We start from the raw sequence: 20,370 nt of genomic DNA on the forward strand, positions 1-20,370 counted from the left end.
GGCGGGAGGCGCGGTTGGCGGGGCGAGAGGCGCAGGTGGCTCCGCGTGTTGCGGTTCGTCCACCGTGATACCGAAGTCCGTTGCCAGCCCTTCGAGGCCGCTGCCGTACCCCTGCCCGACGGCCCGGAACTTCCAGGCGCCCTGACGGCGGTACAACTCACCCAGGACGAACGCGGTCTCCACGCTCGCGTCGGCGCTGTCGTAGCGCGCGACCTCGGTGCCGCTGCGGTCGTCGACCACACGGATGTACAGGCCCGGCACCTGCCCGAAGGAGCCGCCGTCGGAGGAGGCGGCGAGCACGACGGTCTCGATCGTGGGTTCCACGCGCGTGAGGTCGACGGACAGCGTGTCGGTCACCTGGCCGCCCTCGGTGCGCTTGCCCTCGTGCCTGACCGCGCCCGAGGAGTGCGCGGGTTGGTTGTAGAAGACGAAGTCGGCGTCGGAGCGCACCTTTCCGGCGTTCAGCAGGAGCGCCGAGGCGTCCGCGTCGGGCACGCCCGGGCCGGCGCGCCAGCCCAGTTCGACACGCAGGGCGGCCGTCGGCACCGCGACATTCGATCCTTTGGGCATTGACATGTTCGCCCCCATGCTCACCTGCGCGCCGCCGGGCCGTGCCCAGGGCCGTTCGATCCGTTCCCGCCAAACCTATTCCCTCGGGGGCGTCAACCCACAGAAGCCGTACAGGGTGACGAAGGACCCAACCCGCTGGTAACCCGCCCGGAACTCGGCCTTTACAAGAAAGCCACTTTCGATGTCGCCCCTTTTCGCCAAGTTCGCTCGCATTAGGGGCCCCACGTCACTGCCGACACGGAAAACAACCCTCTTATCGGTCTCCCCAACCAGCACATCGTTGGCTTAACTTATGTGCCATGACCTCCCCCCGCTCCACCTATGGCGGCGGTTACTACTCCGCCTCGTCCTTCGCGGACACGCCCATCTACGACCGCCTCGTGGCGGAGCGGGGCACCCCGCAGATCGCCCCTATCCGGGTCCCCGCGATGTACGACACGCCGGGCGGCAACCTGCCCGCGCTGCCGTCGGCGCTCCCCGCACTGCCGGCCGGACCGTCGCAGTCGGCCCCCTCGTACGGCTATCCGCAGGCCCAGCAGCCCTCACCGCTGCAGCAGGCCCCGGCGGCGTACATCCCGCAGCAGACCGGTGCCCCGCGCGGATACCCGGGTGCCCAGCCGCAGCAGCCGCGCCCGGCGGCGAACGGCACGGGCTACGAGGCGATGCGCCCCGCCGCCCCGCGCCCGGCCCAGGCCCCCTACCAGGACCCGTACAACGGGCAGCAGTACCGCGGATACTGAGGCGCTCCGCGAGGGGTTGTCGGTGCCTGCTGGCAGGATGACCCCATGGGGAATCCGTCGCTGCACTCGATCCATGTCCATCCGCTGAAGGCGGCCCGGGGCGTCACGCCCGAGGAGGCCGTGGTGGAGCCCTGGGGGCTGGCGGGAGACCGGCGTTGGGTGCTGGTCGACGAGGCGGGCAAGGTCATCACGCAGCGCCCGCATCCGCGCATGGCGCTGGCCGCCGCCGAGCCGTTGCCCGGCGGTGGCCTCGTGCTGTCCGCGCCCGGCTGCGAGCGGCTCGCCGTCACGGTGCCCGAGCCGGCCGGCACGACCACGGTGGAGATCTGGCGGGACAAGGTGGAGGGGGTCCTCTCCGACTCCGCGGCGCACGCCTGGTTCAGCGACTACCTGGGGATCGACGTGCGTCTGGTGCACCTCGACGACCCTGCCACCCGCCGTCCCGTCGATCCGGATTACGCGCGTCCCGGAGAGACCGTCAGCTTCGCCGACGGGTTCCCGCTGCTGCTCACCACGCTGGCCTCGCTCGACGCCCTCAACTCCCTCGTCGCGCAGGGCGACCACCCGGACGAGGGCCCGCTGCCGATGAACCGGTTCCGGCCGAACGTGGTCGTGGCGGGAACGGACGCCTGGGCCGAGGACGACTGGCGGCGGATCGCGATCGGCGAGGTCACCTTCCGCGTCGCCAAGATGTGCGGGCGGTGCGTGGTGACCACCACCGACCAGGGCACCGCCGAGCGCGGCCGGGAGCCGCTGCGCACCCTCGGCCGCCACCGCCGCTTCGGCGACAAGCTGGTCTTCGGCCAGAACCTGGTGCCGGAATCCGTTGGCACGGTCCGGACCGGCGATCCGGTGCGCGTCCTCGAGTAACCGGACCTGGCGGCAGGAGCGGCGGCATCTGATTCGTAGAATCACCTGTGGTGGGAACACAAACCAGGGCCGTACTCGTTGGGCCTTGATGAGAAGTTCATGAGAGGCCGCTGGGAAGGGTGACTTCGCTCTCTCTTCACCGGGCCCGCGCGTGAACGGCTCCAACTGGGGTTATCACGGACGCGGAAGGGGGGTACCGGACGGTGCGAGCAATGGGCGGACTCTGGCGCTGGCGGCACAATCCGCTGCGCCGCACGACGGACCTCGTCGAGGCATGGCTGGCCCTCGCCACCCTGGTACTGATCCTCGTGGCCGTACCGGTGATCGGTGCGGTCGTCGGGTCCGCCGCACAGGACGCCCTGCAGCAGTCCGTGAGGGAACAGCACCAGAGCCGGCACGAGGTGACGGGCACCGTCGTCAAGAAGGCCGACAACTCCCCGCTGGATCCGGACCCTGAGACCTCGACCGCCCGGGACCGCAGCAGCCGTGTGATCGCCGACTGGACCGCCCCGGACGGCACCCAGCGGCACGGCATGGTGCTGTCGAACCTCAAGAACCCGCGCCCCGGCGATCACTTCACGCTGTGGACCGACCAGCAGGGCCGCATAGTGGGCCGCCCGCTGGACTCCGCCACGGCGTCGACGCATGCGGTGCTGGCCGGATTCGGCTCCGCGGTGCTGGCCGCGGGGGCCGTGGAAGGTACCAGACGACTGATCGTCTGGCGCATGGTCCGCCGCAGGTACGCCCGTTGGGACCAGGCTTGGGACAAGGCGGGCCCTGACTGGGGCAGGACGGGCACGGGCAGCTGACGGCCTTCCTTCTCTGGTCAACCGCCCGTCCCCGCGCACGCTACGGTGGACCAGCCGAACTGTTCGGCGAACGACCCGCGTTCAACGAGGTGGGGGCACAGCAGCGCCATGGCACAGGGCACGGTCCAGGTGACGCACACCGGAACATCGCGGTGGCGGCGCCGCACGGGTGAGTACACTTCGCTCGCCGCAGCCCTGGAGGCCGCGAGCGACGGCGACGTACTCACCGTCGCTCCCGGTACGTACCGGGAGAACCTGGTGCTCCAGCGGTCCGTGACCCTGCGCGGTCCCGAGGGCTCCCCGGGCTCCGTGCGCATCGCCCCGGTGGACGGGGTACCCCTGACCGTACGGGCCTCCGCCGTGGTGCAGGACCTGCACGTGGAGGGCCAGGACTCGGCCGCGCCCGCCCTGCTCGTCGAAAGCGGCGTGCCGGAGCTGCTGGACGTGCGGATCGTGACACGGTCCGCGTCCGGCATCGAGGTGCGCGGCGACGCACGGCCGACGGTGCGGCGCTGCACGGTCGACAACCCGGCCGGGATCGGGATCGCCGTCATGGACGGCGGCAGCGGGGTGTTCGAGGAGTGCGAGGTCGTGGCGGCCGGGCAGGCGGCCGTCGCCGTCCGCGGGGGCGCCCACCCGCGCTTCGAGCGCTGCCGCGTGCACCATGCCTCCGGGGTGGGCCTGTCCGCGACCGGTGAGAACTCCTCGCTGGAGGCCGTCGGTTGCGAGGTGTACGAGGTCCGCGGCTCCGGTGTGCAGATCACCGGGCGGGCCACGGCACACCTCACCGACTGCGAGGTGCACCGGACCAGCGCGGACGGGGTCACGCTGGACACGGACGCCGTGCTCACGCTCGCCGACTGCCGCATCCACGACATCCCGGAGAACGCGATCGACCTGCGCTCGCGCTCGGTGCTCACGCTGACGCGCACGACCGTACGGCGGTTCGGGCGCAACGGCCTGTCGGTGTGGGACCCAGGCACGCGTGTGGACGCGAACCAGTGCGAGATCTTCGACAGCACGGGCGACTATCCGGCGGTCTGGGTCAGTGACGGCGCGACGGCCGTGCTGGAGTCGTGCCGCGTGCACGACGTGCCCGACGCGCTGTTCGTCCTGGACCGCGGCTCCCGCGCGGACGTCGTCGACAGCGATCTCTCGCAGGTCCGCAACACGGCCGTGTCCGTCAGCGACGGGGCGACCGCGCAGCTCGACGACTGCCGGATCCGGGATGCCGCGACGGGCGCCTGGTTCCGGGACCACGGCAGCGGCGGCACCCTGTCCGGCTGCACCGTGGACGGCACACAGACGGGCGTGATCGTCACCAAGGGCGCCGACCCCACCATCGAACGCTGCACGGTCACCTCGCCCGCCGAGGCCGGCTTCTACGTCTCGGCCGAGGGCCGCGGAAGCTTCGTGGGCTGCCGGGTGACGGGCAGCGGCGGCTACGGCTTCCACGTGATCGACGGCTGCCGTACGACGCTGCGGAAGTGCCGTACGGAGCGCTGCGCGCGCGGGGGCTACGAGTTCGCGGACGGCGGCCCCGGCGACACGGGGGGCGGACCCCTGGTCGAGGACTGCACGAGTGACGAGAGCGCCGGGGTACGGCCCCCGGCGGCGCCGGAGACCGCGGTGCAGACCACGAGTCAGTCACCCGGCCTGCTGGGGGCCATCCCCGGCCAGCGCATCACCGAGCAGGAGCCGTTCGTCACGGCCGCCCCGGAGCCCGAGCAGCCCACGCGGACGTCGAACGACGTGCTGGGTGAGCTCGACGCACTGGTGGGTCTGGACAGCGTCAAGCGCGAGGTGCGCGCCCTCACCGACATGATCGAGGTGGGCCGGCGCCGTCAGCAGGCGGGCCTCAAGGCTGCCTCCGTCCGGCGCCACCTGGTCTTCACCGGTTCCCCGGGCACCGGCAAGACGACGGTCGCCCGCCTGTACGGCGAGATCCTGGCCTCACTGGGTGTCCTGCAGAAGGGACACCTCGTGGAGGTGTCCCGGGTCGACCTGGTGGGCGAGCACATCGGCTCCACGGCGATCCGCACCCAGGAGGCGTTCGACCGGGCGCGCGGCGGGGTCCTGTTCATCGACGAGGCGTACGCGCTGTCACCGGAGGACTCGGGCCGCGACTTCGGCCGCGAGGCCATCGACACGCTGGTGAAGCTGATGGAGGACCACCGGGACGCGGTGGTGGTGATCGTCGCGGGCTACACAACCGAGATGGAACGCTTCCTTTCGGTCAACCCCGGTGTGGCGTCCCGCTTCTCACGGACCATCAGATTCGGTGACTACGGTCCCGAGGAGCTGCTGCGGATCGTGGAGCAGCAGGCCGAGGAGCACGAGTACCGGCTCGCTCCGGGAGCCTCCGAGTCCCTGTTGAAGTACTTCACGGCGATCCCGAAGGGGCCGGCGTTCGGCAACGGCCGGACCGCGCGGCAGACCTTCGAGGCGATGGTCGAGCGCCACGCCGGCCGCGTCGCGCAGTTCGCCGAGCCGAGCACGGACGACCTCACACTGCTGTACCCGGAGGACCTGCCGGAGCTGCCGTGACCGGTACCTCCGGCCCGATCCGGTCCAGCAGCCGTTTGCGCTCCGCCGCGAAGGCCGGGTCGGCCTGGTAGTCGGAGTGGCCGAGGATCGGGGCCGGGAGCGGATGGGCCAGGGTGCGACCGTAGGCAAGGGGGTCCTTGAAAGGCTCCGCGTCGACCCCGGGGCCGCACTCGCCGGGCAGGCGCACCGGGCCGCCGATGGGGTCGGTGAGGCGGTACAGGTTGCGCCAGCAGTCCACCTCGCGGTGCAGTGAGCCGAGGGCGTGCGGGCCGAAGTGGGCCGGGAACCAGCGCCCGTACAGCCGCTCCAGCGGGGAGCCGTAGGTGAGCAGCGCGACCCGCTTGCGGACGGACGGCGTCAGCTGCCAGACGGCGGATGCGGCGAGGACACTGCCCTGGGAGTGCCCGGAGATCACGAGCCGCCCGCCCGTGGACCGTGTCCACGTCGCCATGCGCCAGGTCAGGTCGGGCACGGCACGCTCGGCGTAACAGGGCGGTGCGAAGGGGTGCGCGGCGCGCGGCCAGAACGTGCCGACGTCCCACAGGATGCCGATGGTGCGACGCGCGGAGGCGTCCTTGTAGGCGCGGCGGCCGGACGCGACGAAGAGAATGAATCCGAAGCCGATCAGCCAGGAACCGAGCGCCTGCGCGGTGTCGGCGGCACCCTCCACGAAGGGGTACGTGCCGCGCGCGGCCTCGCCCGGCACCTTCTCGGTGATCGTCGCACCCACCAGGGCCCCGATGCCCAGGAGCAGGGTGACGGCCGAGATGACGCCGACCACGCGGGGTGCCCGGTCGGTGAGGGAGGCCATGGCACGTGTACTGGCGATACGGCGGGTGCGGGCCATGTCGTGACGCTCCGGCTCCGGAACCTCGCCGGTCCGCGCGGCGGGCTCGTGCCCCGCCTTCTGCCCGTACTCCCACTCCACCGTGTCCAGCTCGCCGCGACGCAGCACCCATGTGCGCCACCCCAGCCAGCCGACGAGCAACAGCACCACCAGCAGCAGGGGCGGGATCACGGAAGCCTGCCAGGTCAGCAGCACCGGCGGGCCCAGGAAGGAGTCGTCGGTGCCGTTCAGCCAGTCGGCCACGCGCTGGGCAACCCCGCCGGACATCACTCCCCCGAGCGCGCAGGCGAGCATGGCGACGGCCGGCCCGGCCTGGCCGCGCATCGCGGTGCGCGTGTCGGGATGGGCGCGGTACAGGACGTGGGCGACCACGGCGAGCACGATCACGAGCAGGCCCTGCACGAAGGCGATCCCGCCGAACGTCATGTCGCCCGGCAGCCGCCCCTGGGAACGCCACTCGGGGCGCGACCAGCCCGCGTACAGCATGGCGAGGGCGAGCACGGTGATCGAGCCCACGGGCAGCCACCGCACCAGGGCCCTGTCCAGCTCCCTGTCCAGGCGGTTCTCGCTGCGGCCGCGTCGGCAGACCACCCACACCACGACGACCGCGCCCGCCACGAGGAGTGCCTCCAGCAGCAGGCCCAGACTCTCCAGGAGAACCGGACCGCCGGGTCCGCGGTCGTAGCGGGCAGCCGAGGTGCCGACGGCCGCCGCGACGGTCAGGAAACCGGCCGCCGTGTGCGCGGCACGCAGCCGGGCCACCAGACGGCGCCCGTACCAGAAGCCGGGGCGGCCGAGCGCGGTGCGGTCGGCGGTGGCGCCGTCGTCGAGTTCGGCCCCGCGGTCCATCGGCTTCTGGGACTCGTACGCGCTCCAGGTGCGGTGGGACAGGTACCACAGCAGTCCGGTGAGCGCGCTGGGAACCAGGGAGGCCAGTGCGAGGCGGCGGCCGGGCATGCTCCACCAGCCCCCGCCGGACGCCTCCGGCGACAGGAAGCCCAGCCATGAGTGGTCCTCGGCGCACGCGGGGGTGCCCGCGCACTGCCAGGCGGTCAGGTCGAGGGCGACCTCGCAGGCGGCGGCGACGAGCAGCACGGTCAGGGTCAGCCCGGCGAGCCGGACGAGCAGGCCGTACAGGCGCACCGTCCGCCGCCGGCCCCGGGTGGTGGGGCGCATCCAGTGGGCCAGGTTGACGACCATGAACGGCAGCAGCAACAGCCACAGGGCGCGGGAGCCGTTTCCGGAGGTCAGGTTGCACCAGACGTACGCCTCGGGCACGGGCTTGCCGCGGTGGTCCTCGGGGCGCTCCTCGGCGTCGGCGTCGTCGATGCGCCGGAAGACGGCCGCGGTCCCGTCACCGGTGATCCGGACCGTCCGCGGATCGTTCAGCATCTCCTCGGGCGTGGTGCCGCCCACGCCGTGCACCAGCAGTTCGAGGGCCGCTCCGGCGGGTGCGGGCGGCCGGTCCGGTCCGTCGTGCGCCCCCGTCGGGGCAGGTTCGGTCGCACTCGCCACTGTTCTGCCCTTCCCCCGTGATACGCCTATGGCAGGTGTGATGTGCAGGCACATGATCTCCGCTCCGGGGGTGGCGTACACCCGTGGACACGGAATCTCCTCCGATCCGGAACACGGTCGAGGCCGCGAGAGGAACAGCGTGACGTGTTCACGTCGGTACGGGCAGTGGCGCCCACCACACCCGGGCGTGCGAGTATGGGACGTCCTCGGGACCGGGGACAGGGGAGAATGTGCTCGTCGGAGGGGGTATGGAGGCGTGATGGTGCGAAAGGACCGGAGCGGGCGTGAGTGAGAACCAGAACCTCCTCGCGGAGCAGCGCCGCTCCCTGATCCTCGACGAGGTCCGGCGGCGCGGCGGGGTCCGGGTCAACGAGCTGACGCGCAAGCTCGGCGTGTCCGACATGACGGTCCGCCGGGACCTCGACGCGCTGGCCCGCCAGGGCGCGGTGGAGAAGGTCCACGGCGGCGCGGTTCCGGTCGCCGAGGCGAGCACGCACGAGCCGGGCTTCGAGGCCAAGTCCGGGCTGGAGCTGACGGCCAAGGAGGACATCGCCCGGGCCGCGGCCGAGCTGGTCGCGCCGGGTACGGCGATCGCGCTGTCCGGCGGTACGACGACGTTCGCCCTGGCGCACCGGCTGCTGGACGTGCCGGACCTGACCGTGGTCACCAACTCGGTGCGCGTGGCCGATGTCTTCCACGCCTCACAGCGCAGTTCGGGACAGCGGCAGGGTGCGGCCACGGTCGTCCTGACCGGTGGGGTGCGGACTCCGTCGGACTCGCTCGTGGGTCCCGTGGCCGACCAGGCGATCGCCGCGCTCCACTTCGACGTGCTGTTCCTGGGGGTGCACGGCATATCGGTCGAGGCGGGCCTGTCCACCCCGAACCTGGCGGAGGCCGAGACGAACCGGCGGCTCGTGCAGTCCGCACGGCGTGTCGTGGTGGTGGCCGACCACACCAAGTGGGGCACGGTGGGCCTGAGTTCGTTCGCCTCCCTGGAGCAGGTCGACACGCTGGTCACCGACGCCGGGCTGCCGGCCGGGGCGCGCGCGGAGATCTCGGAGCACCTCAGGCAGCTGGTCGTCGCGGGCGAGCCCGGGGAGGACGGTACAGACATCTGACGACCCGCCAGCTAGGGTGACCCTGCCCGGTCAACCGCCCCTGCCGTCCGGGGCGGCCGTTCCGCGAGGGGGTCACGTCCATGGTTCGCCGTCTGCGTCCGGTGGGGCTCGACTTCGTGGGGACCGCCCCCGTGCGGTTGGTGTTCACGCGCGAGATGTCCGCGCCCCCGGACGCGGTGTTCCGGGCCATGGCCGAGGATGTGCCGGGCTGGAGCGAGTGGTTCACGGGCGTGACGTACGCCCGCCCCATCGGGGACGGCACCCGACGCGAGGTCCGACTGAAGGGTGGGACCCGCTTCCTGGAGACGATCGTCGCGGCGGAGCCCTCCACGGTGTACGCGTATCGGGTGGACGAGGCCAGTGTGCCCGGGGTTGGCGCGTTGCTGGAGGAGTGGCGGCTTGCCCCTGCCGGATCGGGGACCCGAGTGCGGTGGAGCTGGGCCGCTGATGGTTCCGCGGTCTTCCGGTTGGCCCTGAAGCTCGCGCGGCCGGGGTTGAGGCGGGCGTTTCGCGACTCGGTGACGGCGTTGGATCGCCGGTTGTCGGTTGGTTAGCCGGCCAGATCGTCGCGCTCAGACCGCCGCGGACCCGGCCGGTCACCGTACGGCCCCACCGGGACGGCGACATGCTTGTCCTGTCGGGCGGGCGACGCCCCCGTCCGCAACAACGACTCGATCGCCGCCTCGTACGGCCTGATGTCCAGCCCCTGCTCCTCCAGCCACGTGTCCGAGTAGTACTTGTCCAGGTAACGGTCCCCCGGATCGCAGAGCAGCGTCACCACGCTTCCCCGGCGCCCCCCGGCCACCATCTCCGCCACGATCTTCAGGGCGCTCCACAGGCCGGTGCCCGTGGAGCCGCCCGCCTTGCGGCCGATGGCCGTCTCCAGGGCTCGTACGGCCGCGACGCTCGCCGCGTCCGGGACCTTCATCATCCGGTCGACGGCGCCGGGGACGAAGCTGGGCTCCATGCGGGGACGGCCGATGCCCTCGATACGGGAGCCGCAGTCGCAGGTGACGTGCGGGTCGCCCGTCGTCCAGCCCTCGAAGAAGCAGGAGTTCTCCGGGTCGGCCACGCAGACGCGGGTGTCGTACTGCATGTAGTGGACGTAGCGCGCGATGGTCGCCGAGGTGCCGCCGGTGCCGGCCGTGGCGACGATCCACGCGGGTTCGGGGAAGCGCTCCAACTCCAGCTGCCGGAAGATGGATTCGGCGATGTTGTTGTTGCCTCGCCAGTCCGTGGCCCGTTCGGCGTAGGTGAACTGGTCCATGTAGTGGCCGCCGGTCTCGGCCGCGAGGGCGGCGGACGCCTCGTACATCTTCCGGGGGTCGTCCACGAAGTGACATCGTCCGCCGTGGAACTCGATCAGCCGGCACTTCTCGGCGCTGGTCGTGCGCGGCATGACGGCGACGAAGGGCACGCCGACGAGCTTCGCGAAGTACGCCTCCGAGACCGCGGTCGAGCCGCTGGACGCCTCGATCACCGGGCGGCCCGGCCGGATCCAGCCGTTGCACAGGCCGTAGAGGAAGAGGGAGCGGGCCAGACGGTGCTTGAGGCTGCCGGTGGGGTGCGTCGACTCGTCCTTCAGGTACAGATCGATACCCCAGTGCTCCGGAAGGGGGAACGAGAGCAGATGGGTGTCGGCCGAGCGCTGGGCGTCGGCCTGGACTTTGCGGACGGCTTCCTTGAGCCAGGCCCGGTACTCCGCGTCGCTGTGGTCCACGTCGAGGGTGTCGAGGGGCGTACCGGTCAAGGTGGGGTGAGGGGTGCTCACGGCGGCTCCTTCCGCGTCGCGCCGACGGCGGGTCGCGCGGTCGGACGCCCCGATCATAGACACCCGGCGCACGCTTCTCACCTGCATAAACGCCCCTTTGAGTATCTCAAAGCGCCCCTGTGGCAGGGGGTGCGCGGGCGCACGGGGGCGCATGCCCCGAGTGCTCCCCCGGCCGCGCCCCCGTCGCACCCTACGCACTGGTGCCCGAGGCCGCGGACGTGCAGACTGCACCGCATGGGCCCGGATGCCCGGTCGAGGATGCACACTCGAACGGGGCACGCACACTGGATCGCGAACCACAGGGGTTCATGACAGGGCAGAGCCGACGCGCACGAGGGGGCGGGGCAACATGGCGGAGCCGGAGTTCACGGCCACGGGAGTGCGGATCGGGAAGAGGCTGCGGTCGCTGACACGGGCCGGGCAGGTGCGGATCACGGACGGCAGGCTGCAGTTGCTGACGAGCTACGGCAGCGAGATCGACAGCGCGCCGGTGCAGGCGGTGCGGGCGTCCAAGCCCTGGTTCGCCCACGAGGACCGGGCGTTGGCCGATGTGAACGGCACCCGTTACACGCTGACCCTGGGCGAGACCGACCCCGCTCCGGGGAGGCCGGGGCCGCCCTCGGCCCGGCGGTTCATCGAGGCGGTACGCAAGGCCGCGGGGCGTGGCGGCTGAGGAACCGCGAGTTGCGGGATCCCACCCCCTGAGTCACGCTGATCTCACGTCACTCTGGGTTTACCGGCGATAACGCTGCGAACCAGCCGCCGGTCACGACCGCGGGCGGCCGTCGTACGCAGCCACTCCGCGCCAAGAGAGGCGGCCGCAAGAGCGCGGCCGCCCGCAGCAGGCGGCGATCTGTCCCGCAGCCACCTCGCTGAATCCGTTCTCCGTCTTCTTCCGGACCTCAATTCGGGGAGTCGCAGCCGTGATCAGCAAGCCAAGCAGGCACTGCACGGTGGAGCTCCAAGCCCTGCCGTCGCGGATCGGCCAGGTCCGCAGAATCGTCTCTGCGCAATTGCGCTACTGGCATCTGGATTTCCTGATCGACCGGGCGGCACTCGGAGTGACCGAGTTGCTGACCAACGTCCACCGGCACGCCGAGCCGGACAAGCTGTGCACCGTGGAGATCGAGCTGCTGCTCGACCGGTTGACGGTGTCGGTGCACGACAACGACCCACGCCTCCCGGTGGTGCAGGACGCCGAGATCTCCGCCACGTGCGGCCGCGGCCTCGCGATGGTCGCCGCGGTGAGCGAGAGCTGGGGCGCCCGCCCGCACGGCGATTCGGGCAAGGTCGTGTGGTTCACGCTTCCGGCCCACTCGGACCCGGTGGCGGTACCGAAGCGTTCGCGGTACGACGCGGGCCACCGGCCCGCCGCCCGCCGGCGCAGCAGGGCCGAACACGCTCCCGCCCGGTCCGCCGTCGCAGGCTGACCGGGCGGTGACCGGGTGGCCGTCGTCGCGTGAACGACGCGGCGGCGGTCACCTTGTCCGTGCGCTAAGCTTGGTTTCGAGCTGGTCGCCACAACTCCTGGCGCCTGGTGATGCGTTGGTGGTCCAAGGAAAGACGCCCCGCTTCCTGCGGGGAGATGCAGGTGCAAGGCCTGCCCGGCGCTCTGATGTGAGGCCCATCCGTATCCGTGCGGATGGGCCTCATGCGTTCGCGGAGTTGTACGGGACTTACATCCGCGACACGTGTAGCGGAATGTCCTTTAAATCCTTATCCGTGTATGCGTGAGGCATACTGATCACGTGATCCACATCACATGAGCGAATGCCCTTCGGGTGACGAAGGGAGACCGCTGCGAAGTCACGCTCCAGGAAAGCGACTTCGCGCAACGTAAGGGGGCAGAAGCCATGACGTCCCTTGACCGTGCCTCAGCGGGCACGGAGTCTTCTGAGCGTCTCTATGCGTGGCCGACGGTCGTGACCACCCTGGCCACCCTCGCGACGGTGCTCGCCCTCGCCTTCACCGGCAACGACGAGGCCGCCGCCGCGATCGGTACCGCCGGAATCCTGGGCGGCGCCGTCCAGATCACCGTGCACATCCGGCGCTGACCTTCATCCGAGCACAACTCGCAGTGCGGCCCGCGGACTCGACCAGGGGAAACCACGCGCGTCAGCCGCCTACTCCGCCGGCACGATGCGCTCGACCGCGGCCGTCACCAGTTGGTCACGCTCTGCCTCCGTGAAGACGTCCGGGAGGGTGAGCTGTTCGACGATCAGCCAGTTCAGAGTCAGGATGAGCAGCTTGACTGCCATGCCGTCGCCAGGGAGGCCCGAGGCCTCGTGGTAGGCGACGTTGGCGTCGACGTCGGCCCGGACCCGCTCGGTGAGGACCTTGCGCAGTTCGGGGCGGCGGGTGGCCTCAAGGCGGAGTTCGAGCAGCGCGAGATATCCGGTACGGAAGGAGGCGATACGGCCGACCAGTTCACGCATCAACTCCACGTAGGTCTGCCGGTCGCGGCCGGCTGCCTGCTGGCGGGCGATTGTCGCCTCGTCGGGCTGGAGCCGCTCATAGACACGGGCGCCGGCCTGGGTGAGCAGGTCGTCGCGGTTGGCGAAGTAGTTGGACGCGGTACCGGCGGGCACGGCGGCCTCGGCGTCCACCGCCCGGAACGTCAGGCCGCGCGCGCCCTCCCTGGCCAGCACCTCGATCGCACCGTCGACGAGGGCAGCGCGCCGTTCGTCGTTCCGCCTCACCATGGACACCACTCCAGCGGTAGCACTACGTCCAAACCACTTCATCCAGAGTACTACCCACGCCTCGCCGGATGGTTATGGCGTTCACCCCCTCCCCGTGCGTCCGAAGTGCTCGTCCAGGACGGACACCCGGCGCCAGTACTCGTCCTCGTCGATCTCACCGGAGGCGAACCGGCGGCCGAGGACCGCCATAGGCGAGTCACCGGTCGGACGGGAGTCACCCATCGGGCGCCACGGCCCGCGCCGACCGCGCCAGACAGTGCGTCGGAGGACGGTCACGACACCGACGACGACGGCCGCCCAGATCAGCGGGAAGAAGAGGATCCACGGCCCCGGCCCGCCGTCCCAGTTCGCAAGGGTCTGCATCTCGAACTCATCTCCTCTGAGTCTCCGGCTCTCTCGGTCGCGTTTTCCGAGATGCCTCGAGACTCGCGCGGGGAGGGGGTCCGGGGCGTCGTACGGCCAGCGGCAGTGCGCGTACCTCGCGAGGAGTACGCACGGCTGAGGTGACTGCTTCCTGAGGGGTCGCTTTGTACCTACTAGTATGTACAACTGTGCCTACTAGTAGGTACAGTGACGTGATGAGCACCCCGGAGCGTCTGATCGAGTCCACCCGCGAGCTGCTGTGGGAACGCGGCTACGTGGGCACCAGCCCCAAGGCCATCCAGCAGCACGCGGGCGCCGGGCAGGGCAGCATGTACCACCACTTCAAGGGCAAGCCCGATCTGGCGCTGACCGCGATCCGCCGCACCGCCGAGGAGATGCGGGCTACCGCCGAAGGCGTACTCACCGGGCCCGGCACGCCGTACGACCGCGTCGAGGCGTATCTGCGCCGGGAGCGCGACGTGCTGCGCGGCTGCCCGCTCGGCCGGCTCACCATGGACCCGGACGTGATCGCCAGCGAGGAACTGCGCGCACCGGTGGACGAGACTCTCGACTGGCTGCGTGAGCGGCTCGCCGGGATCGTCGAGGAGGGCCGGGAGCAGGGTCAGTTCGTACCGTCACTGGACGCGGAGGAGATCGCCGCGACGATCGTGGCGACGGTGCAGGGCGGTTACGTCCTGGCCCGCGCGTCCGGTTCGCCGGCGCCCTTCGACACGGCTGTCCGTGGCCTGCTCTCCCTTCTCCGTCCGGCTCGATGAGCCGCTCTACAAACCGCCCTGGAGGCGACGCATGCACGCCATGCAGTACGAGATCACCCTGCCCGCCGACTACGACCTGGACATCATCCGTGCCCGCGCGACCGGCAAGGGTCCGCTGCTGGACGACTTCCCCGGCCTCGGGCTGAAGGCGTACCTCCTGCGCGAACGCGGCGTCGACGGGTCGCCGGTCAACCAGTACGGGCCGTTCTACCTCTGGAACAAGCCCGCGGGTATGAACACCTTCCTCTGGGGCGCGGCGTTCCAGGGGCTGGTCGACGACTTCGGGCGCCCCCGGGTGCGCCACTGGACAGGTCTCGCCTACGAGGAGGGAGCCGCGTCCGGCGCCACGGCCAGGGTCGCCGTGCGCCGACGGCAGGCGATCCCCGAAGGCGTACGGCTCTCCGAGGTCGCCGAGGATGCGGTGCGGGAGGCCGGGCGACTGGCCGCGCTCGACGGGGCGGTGTGCGCGGCCGCGGTCGTGGACCCGCGTGACTGGGAGCTGGTGCACTTCTCGCTGTGGGACCACGACTCTCCCAAGGCCGAGGGCGACCGCTTCCAGGTGCTCTACACGAACACGCCCGAACGCGCGCGACTACCGCGGGGCATGCACTGGTGAGCGTCGTCCGTACGGTCCTGGGGGCCTGATCCTGCGTGCCGTGCCGCGAGGTTTGAGGGGTCCTAGTCCTCGAGGCCCTGCATGAGCAGCCTGTCCAAAGCCTCACCGTAGGGGGCAGGGTCGATGTCGCCCTGGAACACGATGGCCAGATCGCCCACTTCGAGGTCCGGGGACACGCAGTAGTCGACCATGCCGTCGTTCGATGTGAGCAGCAGCAACCGCGTGGACGCGATCTCCTGTTCTTCGTCCCAATCGGCGATGCCGTCGGGCTCGTCGGCCTGCTCGGCGACGGTCTCCATGTCGCGTGGGTGCATCGGCCCGAACCCGGTGTACCCACCTGAGGTGAAACCGGCGTGGACGTGCCGCAGGAACATCTGCAGTGGCTCGGGAAAATGATCCCAGAAGCGCGGCTCCACAAAGCCGGCCGGGTCGCGCCCGATCCAGGACAGCAGGTGGCCGTCGGCGTGCTGCGCCAGGTAGAGCAAGGCGGGCTCTCCGTTGGCGAAGTACGGCCTGACGTCGGTGAAGCGGGTCCGGAGCGCCGCCGCGAACCGGGGCAGCGCCATGACGAGCGGAGTGTTCCAGAGTGAGAGCGCCGTGGTGAGCCGGGTCTGCGGGTCGGCCTCCGCGGCGATCGGCAGCCATTGGCGCGGCAGCCGGTGCAGATCGGCCGAGCCCGCCTCGACAAGCGCCAGGTCCACCCCCGGCAGAGTGTCCGCGATGGCGGCAGGGTCAACCTGCGACACGGTGCGCTCCCCTCATTCCTGACCCCTAATTGCTGACCCCTAATTGCTGACTCTTCATTTCTGACTCTTCAGCAGCTTGTCGATCGCGTCCTGCAGTTGCTTGCGTACCTGGTTCTCCAACTGGATCTGGGCGGCCTGCCACTGCGGGTCCACCCCCGACATCCCCGCAACACTCTTCGAGGACTTCGAATCGTTGGCCTTCTTCGATAACCATTGGAAGTTCACGCGCGCGTTGACCACCTGGTACATGTTCTGGGGCCTGAGTCTCAGGAATCCGGGCATGTAGATGATCTCAGCGAGCGGGACGATGTGGTCCGGCACCACCTTCGACAGGCCGCTGGCGTTCGTCCCGATGGTGTACCCGGACGATGCCGGGTACGCCGTGTCCCGCGAGCCGATCGCGGGGCGAGGGCTGCCGCGCAGGGTCACGTTGCCGAATTTGGGCGGGGTGAGATCCCGTAGCGAGTCGTAGAGAGGGCGGACGGCCGTGCCTTTCGGGACGCGCCAGTTCTTGCCCGGGCCTGGTGGAGGCGGCGGCTGCCAGCCCGTCGGCACCTTCTTGGTGGCCTCCTCGAGGCCCTTGAGGGTATCGGCCCTGGGCTTGCTGAGCGGAGGAGACCCGGCAGAGGTGTCCTCGAGTGTCTTCATCGCCTCGACGCATGCGGTCAGACGGGACATCGCCGCGGTGCGCTCGGCGTTGAGCTGTGCGGCCTCGGCGTTGTAGGCGTTGTAGGCGGCCTGCTGCCTCGGCAGCTCGAACAGGTGCGGCTTGGCGTTGTGCGCGTCGACCTTCCTGTTGACCGACTCCGCCGCGGCGAGCGGCTCGGCGCACAGATCGGTCGGGCTCGCGTGCGCGGCAGCGCCGGGCAGCACAAGGAGCGCGCAGGTGAGGACGATGGCGAGCAGGCGCGCCCATGGAAATTTCGAGACTGATGGAAATTTCGGGACTGGTGGTGGCATCCGCGCGAACCCCCCGTGATCGCGGTGCTACTGTATGACTAAGTGTCATTATCGAACGGCTGTCGTCTCGGGGGAAGCAGTCGTCCAACAGTGAACCTGGATCGGCAGGCCCTCTGCGTGCCGGCACCTCCCCTGGACGGCGACGTGCCAGGGAGGCGCGCACGTGTCACACGAGCCGGACCAGCCGATCTCGCCTCAGCCCCCGCTACCCAACTCCCCGCCTGTCCCGCCTCTCCCGCCGGGCCCGCCCGCGCAAGGGTGGGCTGAACCGCCGATGTCCGGCACATGGGCGTTCGGACCGCCCGGCGGCCAGGCGCCCGCAACTCCCCCGCCCCCCACCGGCCACGGCTCGAAACGCGTGTGGATCATCATTTCCGCGGTGGCCGCCGGACTGCTGCTCTTCTCGGCTTCCGTGTACTTGGTGGTGCGCTTCACCACTGACGGCTCCAAGTCGCCTGTCGCCACGGACGAATCCCGCATCCGCAAGCTGGTCGAGGACTTCGCCGTCGCCGTCGACCGCGACCAGCAGTCGGTGGTCCTCCGGCTGCTCTGCACGGCGGAGGCCGAGGCGCTCAGGGAGGACGACAGCTTCGACCCGTCCGAGCCCCGGCCCACTGACTCGCCGTCCGTCAGGCCGGTGAAGGTCGCCGGCATTCGCGTCGACGGTGCCATCGCCAGCGCCCGGGTCACCCGCCCGTCGCAGCCCGCCGTGACGCTCTACTTCCGCAAGGAGAAGGGCACGTGGAAAGTGTGCGCTCCCGCTGCCGACACCGCCGCTCCGAGCGCGAGTGCCAGTCCGTCCGACGCTCGATGAGACCGGCTCACGGGCCGAGCCCTAGGCGACGGAGATGTCCACGGGAGGCCGGAGCTTCGCCGCCGTGGCCAGGGCCTCGTGCGCCGGGTTGGTGTCGAAGGCCGCCAACAGAGCCTCGTCAGCAGGGAGTTCGGCTGCTGGAAAGGCGATCTGCTCGTAGGCCGCCTGGAAGCGCGGGCCCCAGCGGCGGGCGCCGAGGCGGGCCGTGCGGGAGCAATTGTCGACCATGTGGGCGATGTCGCGGGCGTGCATGTACGGCAGCAGGGAGTCGACCGCCTCGATGACGGACTCGTTGACGATCTCCGACCAGGGGTGGCCGCGCTCGGCGAACTCGTCGATCTGCGCGGTCATGGTCGCGATGAACACGCCGGCCGTGAACGGGTCGACGGGCAGGGCCCGTTCGCCGCGTCGCGCATGCGTCTCAGGGCCCGCCGTCCACATCGGGGAACCGCCGATCCTGCTCATCGGCCGGGCGCCGAGGCGACGTTCGGCGAGGATCACGCTGCGCAGTTCAGTGCCGTCGGCGACCTCGTCGTAGATCTCGGCGACGATCTCGCGGGCCGGCCCGTACGTCGCCGCGTACGCCCGGTCGAAGACGTCACGTCCGGCCGGGTCCAGTTCCTCGCGCACGGCCCGCAGCCCGGAGCGCGAGATCGTGCGGGCGATCGGCCCGGTGACGTTCTCGCAGGACCTCTCGTACGCCGTCACCGGATCGTCGCCCGCCAGCCGGTAACGGGCGTACAGGCTCTCGACGATGCCGTGGACGGCCCCGAGCAGGATGGCTCGCTCGCCGACGATGTCGGAGAGGTACTCGCTCTCCAGCGTGGTGCGGAAGGTGTACGGGGAGCCGAGCGCGACCGACCAGGCGAGGGCGATCGAGGTGGCGCGGCCGTCGGGGTCGGCGTGCACGGCGTAACTGCTGTTGATCCCGGCGCCGTTGACCTCCGCACCCTGCTCGTAGAGGCGCCGGACCGAATCGCCCATGCCCTTGGGGCAGACGGCGATCACTCCGTGCCCCGGCGGGAACTCGCCGCCGGTTTCCCGGAGGTGGCCGAGCAGGAAGCCGTGCGAGAGGCCGATGGTGGCGCCGGGCTTGAGGGCCGCGAAGATCTCCTGGTGATGGGCGGCGAGCGCGGCGTCCGCGATCAGCAGGATGACGAGGTCGCTCCCGGCGGTGACGGCGAGCCAGTCGCCGAGCGTGCCGTTCTCCTCGGTGAAGCCGTGCGCACGGGCGTCGGCGGCCGAGGCGGAGCCGGCGCGCAGCCCGACGGTCACGGTGATGTCGGTGCCCGTGAGGGAGTCGCGCAGGTTGCGGGCCTGGGCCCGGCCCTGCGGGCCCCAGCCGATGACGCCGATGCGGCGCACTCCGGCGAGGGCCCGAGGCAGCAGCGGGAACAGGTGGCGTCCGCCGCGCAGGATCGTCTCGGTGCCGCCCGGAACGTCCATGGTCTCGAGTGCGAAGGCAGTGGAGGTGGTCATGGTGGAGTTGTAGGCTCCGCCCCCGGTGTTGCAGCAAGCGCAACCTTCGAAGCGGGGTGTTCCGGATTCAGAAAGACGCTGGTGAGCGCATCTATGAGAGGCCCGGGTGGAGTGCGTGCGGGATGACCTTCGTGAGCTGCGGCTCTTCCTTCATCTGGCGCGGACGCTGAACTTCGGCCGGACGAGCCTCGACTGTCATGTCAGCCCGGCGACTCTGACGCGGACCGTGCAGCGGCTGGAGGCGGAGCTCGGACACCGCCTCTTCGATCGTGGCCCGCGGGGCGTGTCCCTGACGGCCGAGGGGCACCGCTTCCGTGAATACGCCGTCGACGCGCTGGAGTTGTGGCGTGCCTATCGCGAGGAGCACCCGGACCCGGCCCAGCTCACGGGAACACTGGCCGTGTTCGCGACCGTGACAGCGTGTCAGGTACTCCTGCCTGATCTGCTGGCACCCTTCCGCGCTGCCCATCCGCAGGTACGGCTCGATCTGCGCACGGGTGACGCGGCGGCCGCGCTGGCCAGGCTCGACGAGGGCGAGGTGGACGTGGCGGTGGCGGGGATCCCGGCCCGGTTGCCGGAGCCGCTGGTCAGCCGGACGGTCGCGACGACGGAACTGGTCTTCGTCACCGCCGACGACCGTCCCGACCCGGGCCTGCGGGGGCCGTTCGTGCTCCCCCACCGCGGCCTGGTCCGCGACGCCGCCGACCGCTGGTTCCGCACCCGCCGCACCGCCCCCGACATCGCGGCCGAACCCGATGGCCACGAAGGGCTGTTGACCCTGGTCGCGCTGGGCTGCGGCACCGGCGTGGTCCCCCGCCTGGTGCTCGACCACAGCGCCGTACGCGACCGGCTGGCGGTGATCCCCACGGACACCTCGCCGGAGCCGTTCACGATCGGGCTGTGTGTACGGCGGGCTGATCTGCGGCGGCCCCAGGTGGCGGCACTCTGGAGCCTCACGGCACAGGACACCCAATCTTGTTGAAGTGCAAGTGTCGTCTACCGTGTGACCCTCCTGCGACGCGCCGCACGACTGCACCATCCGATTCGAGGCACCCCACTCCGGCTGCCACCCGGCATCCGGAGCCGAGAACCTGGAGGCATCATGCGTCTTCGCCCCACCCCCCACC

At 70.7% G+C, this 20,370-nt stretch carries 20 protein-coding genes and 1 pseudogene; 13 read left to right on the top strand and 8 right to left on the bottom strand.

Annotation, left to right across the window (positions count from 1 at the left end; genetic code table 11):
• Nucleotides 1-588 (bottom strand): TerD family protein (locus FNH08_RS19765; protein WP_194238539.1); only part of this gene is annotated, 588 nt, incomplete at its 3' end.
• A gap of 281 nt (nucleotides 589-869) precedes the next feature.
• Here FNH08_RS19765 and FNH08_RS19770 point away from each other — a divergent pair.
• The 4 genes from FNH08_RS19770 (at nucleotide 870) to FNH08_RS19785 (ending at nucleotide 5,536) form a co-directional block, all read left to right on the top strand.
• Nucleotides 870-1,310, top strand: coding sequence for a DUF6643 family protein (locus tag FNH08_RS19770; RefSeq protein WP_152772820.1), 441 nt, complete (start codon nucleotides 870-872; stop codon nucleotides 1,308-1,310).
• A 45-nt stretch (nucleotides 1,311-1,355) separates the two neighbouring features.
• Nucleotides 1,356-2,180, top strand: a complete 825-nt coding sequence (locus FNH08_RS19775) for an MOSC domain-containing protein (protein ID WP_152772821.1) — start codon at nucleotides 1,356-1,358, stop codon at nucleotides 2,178-2,180.
• 203 nt (nucleotides 2,181-2,383) lie between these two features.
• The gene (locus FNH08_RS19780; protein ID WP_322724883.1) at nucleotides 2,384-2,989 is read left to right on the top strand and encodes an Rv1733c family protein; all 606 of its coding nucleotides are present in this window, start codon (nucleotides 2,384-2,386) and stop codon (nucleotides 2,987-2,989) included.
• A 108-nt stretch (nucleotides 2,990-3,097) separates the two neighbouring features.
• Nucleotides 3,098-5,536, top strand: coding sequence for a right-handed parallel beta-helix repeat-containing protein (locus FNH08_RS19785; protein ID WP_152772823.1), 2,439 nt, complete (start codon nucleotides 3,098-3,100; stop codon nucleotides 5,534-5,536).
• Here FNH08_RS19785 and FNH08_RS19790 read toward each other — a convergent pair.
• Nucleotides 5,496-7,775 (bottom strand): hypothetical protein, encoded by a 2,280-nt coding sequence (locus tag FNH08_RS19790; RefSeq protein WP_152772836.1) that lies wholly within the window; start codon nucleotides 7,773-7,775, stop codon nucleotides 5,496-5,498. The genes FNH08_RS19785 and FNH08_RS19790 overlap by 41 nt on opposite strands.
• A 407-nt stretch (nucleotides 7,776-8,182) precedes the next feature.
• Between FNH08_RS19790 and FNH08_RS19795 the strand changes: the two genes are divergently transcribed.
• Together FNH08_RS19795 and FNH08_RS19800 are read left to right on the top strand one after the other, a co-directional pair.
• Entirely contained in the window at nucleotides 8,183-9,016 is an 834-nt protein-coding gene (locus FNH08_RS19795) for a DeoR/GlpR family DNA-binding transcription regulator (protein WP_322724885.1), read from the top strand.
• An 80-nt stretch (nucleotides 9,017-9,096) separates the two neighbouring features.
• Nucleotides 9,097-9,570 (top strand): SRPBCC family protein, encoded by a 474-nt coding sequence (locus FNH08_RS19800; protein WP_152772824.1) that lies wholly within the window; start codon nucleotides 9,097-9,099, stop codon nucleotides 9,568-9,570.
• 89 nt (nucleotides 9,571-9,659) lie between these two features.
• Here FNH08_RS19800 and FNH08_RS19805 read toward each other — a convergent pair.
• Nucleotides 9,660-10,844 (bottom strand): annotated as a pseudogene (locus FNH08_RS19805) (PLP-dependent cysteine synthase family protein); the annotation flags it as partial.
• Nucleotides 10,845-11,136: 292 nt separating this feature from the next.
• Between FNH08_RS19805 and FNH08_RS19810 the strand changes: the two are divergent.
• The 3 genes from FNH08_RS19810 (at nucleotide 11,137) to FNH08_RS19820 (ending at nucleotide 12,841) form a co-directional block, all read left to right on the top strand.
• Nucleotides 11,137-11,460 carry a hypothetical protein gene (locus tag FNH08_RS19810; protein ID WP_152772825.1) on the top strand — a complete coding sequence of 108 codons (324 nt, stop codon included), beginning with the start codon at nucleotides 11,137-11,139 and terminating at the stop codon, nucleotides 11,458-11,460.
• Between the two features lie 250 nt (nucleotides 11,461-11,710).
• Entirely contained in the window at nucleotides 11,711-12,217 is a 507-nt protein-coding gene (locus FNH08_RS19815) for an ATP-binding protein (RefSeq protein ID WP_322724886.1), read from the top strand.
• Between the two features lie 423 nt (nucleotides 12,218-12,640).
• Nucleotides 12,641-12,841, top strand: a complete 201-nt coding sequence (locus FNH08_RS19820; protein WP_152772827.1) for a hypothetical protein — start codon at nucleotides 12,641-12,643, stop codon at nucleotides 12,839-12,841.
• Between the two features lie 69 nt (nucleotides 12,842-12,910).
• Here FNH08_RS19820 and FNH08_RS19825 read toward each other — a convergent pair whose 3' ends face one another.
• Both FNH08_RS19825 and FNH08_RS19830 read right to left on the bottom strand, forming a co-directional pair.
• Nucleotides 12,911-13,489, bottom strand: coding sequence for a TetR/AcrR family transcriptional regulator (locus FNH08_RS19825; protein WP_152772828.1), 579 nt, complete (start codon nucleotides 13,487-13,489; stop codon nucleotides 12,911-12,913).
• 81 nt (nucleotides 13,490-13,570) lie between these two features.
• Nucleotides 13,571-13,852: an SHOCT domain-containing protein gene (locus tag FNH08_RS19830; protein WP_152772829.1), complete on the bottom strand. Its 282-nt coding sequence runs from the start codon at nucleotides 13,850-13,852 to the stop codon at nucleotides 13,571-13,573.
• Between the two features lie 215 nt (nucleotides 13,853-14,067).
• Between FNH08_RS19830 and FNH08_RS19835 the strand changes: the two genes are divergently transcribed.
• Together FNH08_RS19835 and FNH08_RS19840 are read left to right on the top strand one after the other, a co-directional pair.
• Nucleotides 14,068-14,628 (top strand): TetR/AcrR family transcriptional regulator, encoded by a 561-nt coding sequence (locus FNH08_RS19835; RefSeq protein ID WP_152772830.1) that lies wholly within the window; start codon nucleotides 14,068-14,070, stop codon nucleotides 14,626-14,628.
• 31 nt (nucleotides 14,629-14,659) lie between these two features.
• Nucleotides 14,660-15,244 carry a DUF4865 family protein gene (locus tag FNH08_RS19840; RefSeq protein ID WP_152772831.1) on the top strand — a complete coding sequence of 195 codons (585 nt, stop codon included), beginning with the start codon at nucleotides 14,660-14,662 and terminating at the stop codon, nucleotides 15,242-15,244.
• A gap of 62 nt (nucleotides 15,245-15,306) precedes the next feature.
• Here the strand turns inward: FNH08_RS19840 and FNH08_RS19845 are convergent, their stop codons facing one another.
• Together FNH08_RS19845 and FNH08_RS19850 are read right to left on the bottom strand one after the other, a co-directional pair.
• Complete coding sequence (locus tag FNH08_RS19845) at nucleotides 15,307-15,990, bottom strand: hypothetical protein (RefSeq protein WP_152772832.1); 684 nt, start codon at nucleotides 15,988-15,990, stop codon at nucleotides 15,307-15,309.
• 54 nt (nucleotides 15,991-16,044) lie between these two features.
• On the bottom strand, nucleotides 16,045-16,950 hold the full coding sequence (locus tag FNH08_RS19850) for a hypothetical protein (RefSeq protein ID WP_194238540.1): 906 nt from the start codon (nucleotides 16,948-16,950) through the stop codon (nucleotides 16,045-16,047).
• Between the two features lie 274 nt (nucleotides 16,951-17,224).
• On the opposite strand from FNH08_RS19850, the gene FNH08_RS19855 reads away from it, so the two are divergent.
• Nucleotides 17,225-17,764, top strand: a complete 540-nt coding sequence (locus tag FNH08_RS19855) for an Rv0361 family membrane protein (protein WP_152772834.1) — start codon at nucleotides 17,225-17,227, stop codon at nucleotides 17,762-17,764.
• 21 nt (nucleotides 17,765-17,785) lie between these two features.
• Here FNH08_RS19855 and FNH08_RS19860 read toward each other — a convergent pair whose 3' ends face one another.
• Entirely contained in the window at nucleotides 17,786-19,243 is a 1,458-nt protein-coding gene (locus FNH08_RS19860; protein ID WP_152772835.1) for a ketol-acid reductoisomerase, read from the bottom strand.
• Nucleotides 19,244-19,358: 115 nt separating this feature from the next.
• On the opposite strand from FNH08_RS19860, the gene ilvY reads away from it, so the two are divergent.
• A complete protein-coding gene (ilvY, locus tag FNH08_RS19865; protein WP_322724887.1) occupies nucleotides 19,359-20,225 on the top strand; it encodes an HTH-type transcriptional activator IlvY in 867 nt (288 codons plus the stop codon).
• Nucleotides 20,226-20,370: the final 145 nt, after the last annotated feature.

Source organism: Streptomyces spongiae (assembly GCF_009377185.1).
Classification (GTDB): Bacteria; Actinomycetota; Actinomycetes; order Streptomycetales; family Streptomycetaceae; genus Streptomyces; species Streptomyces spongiae.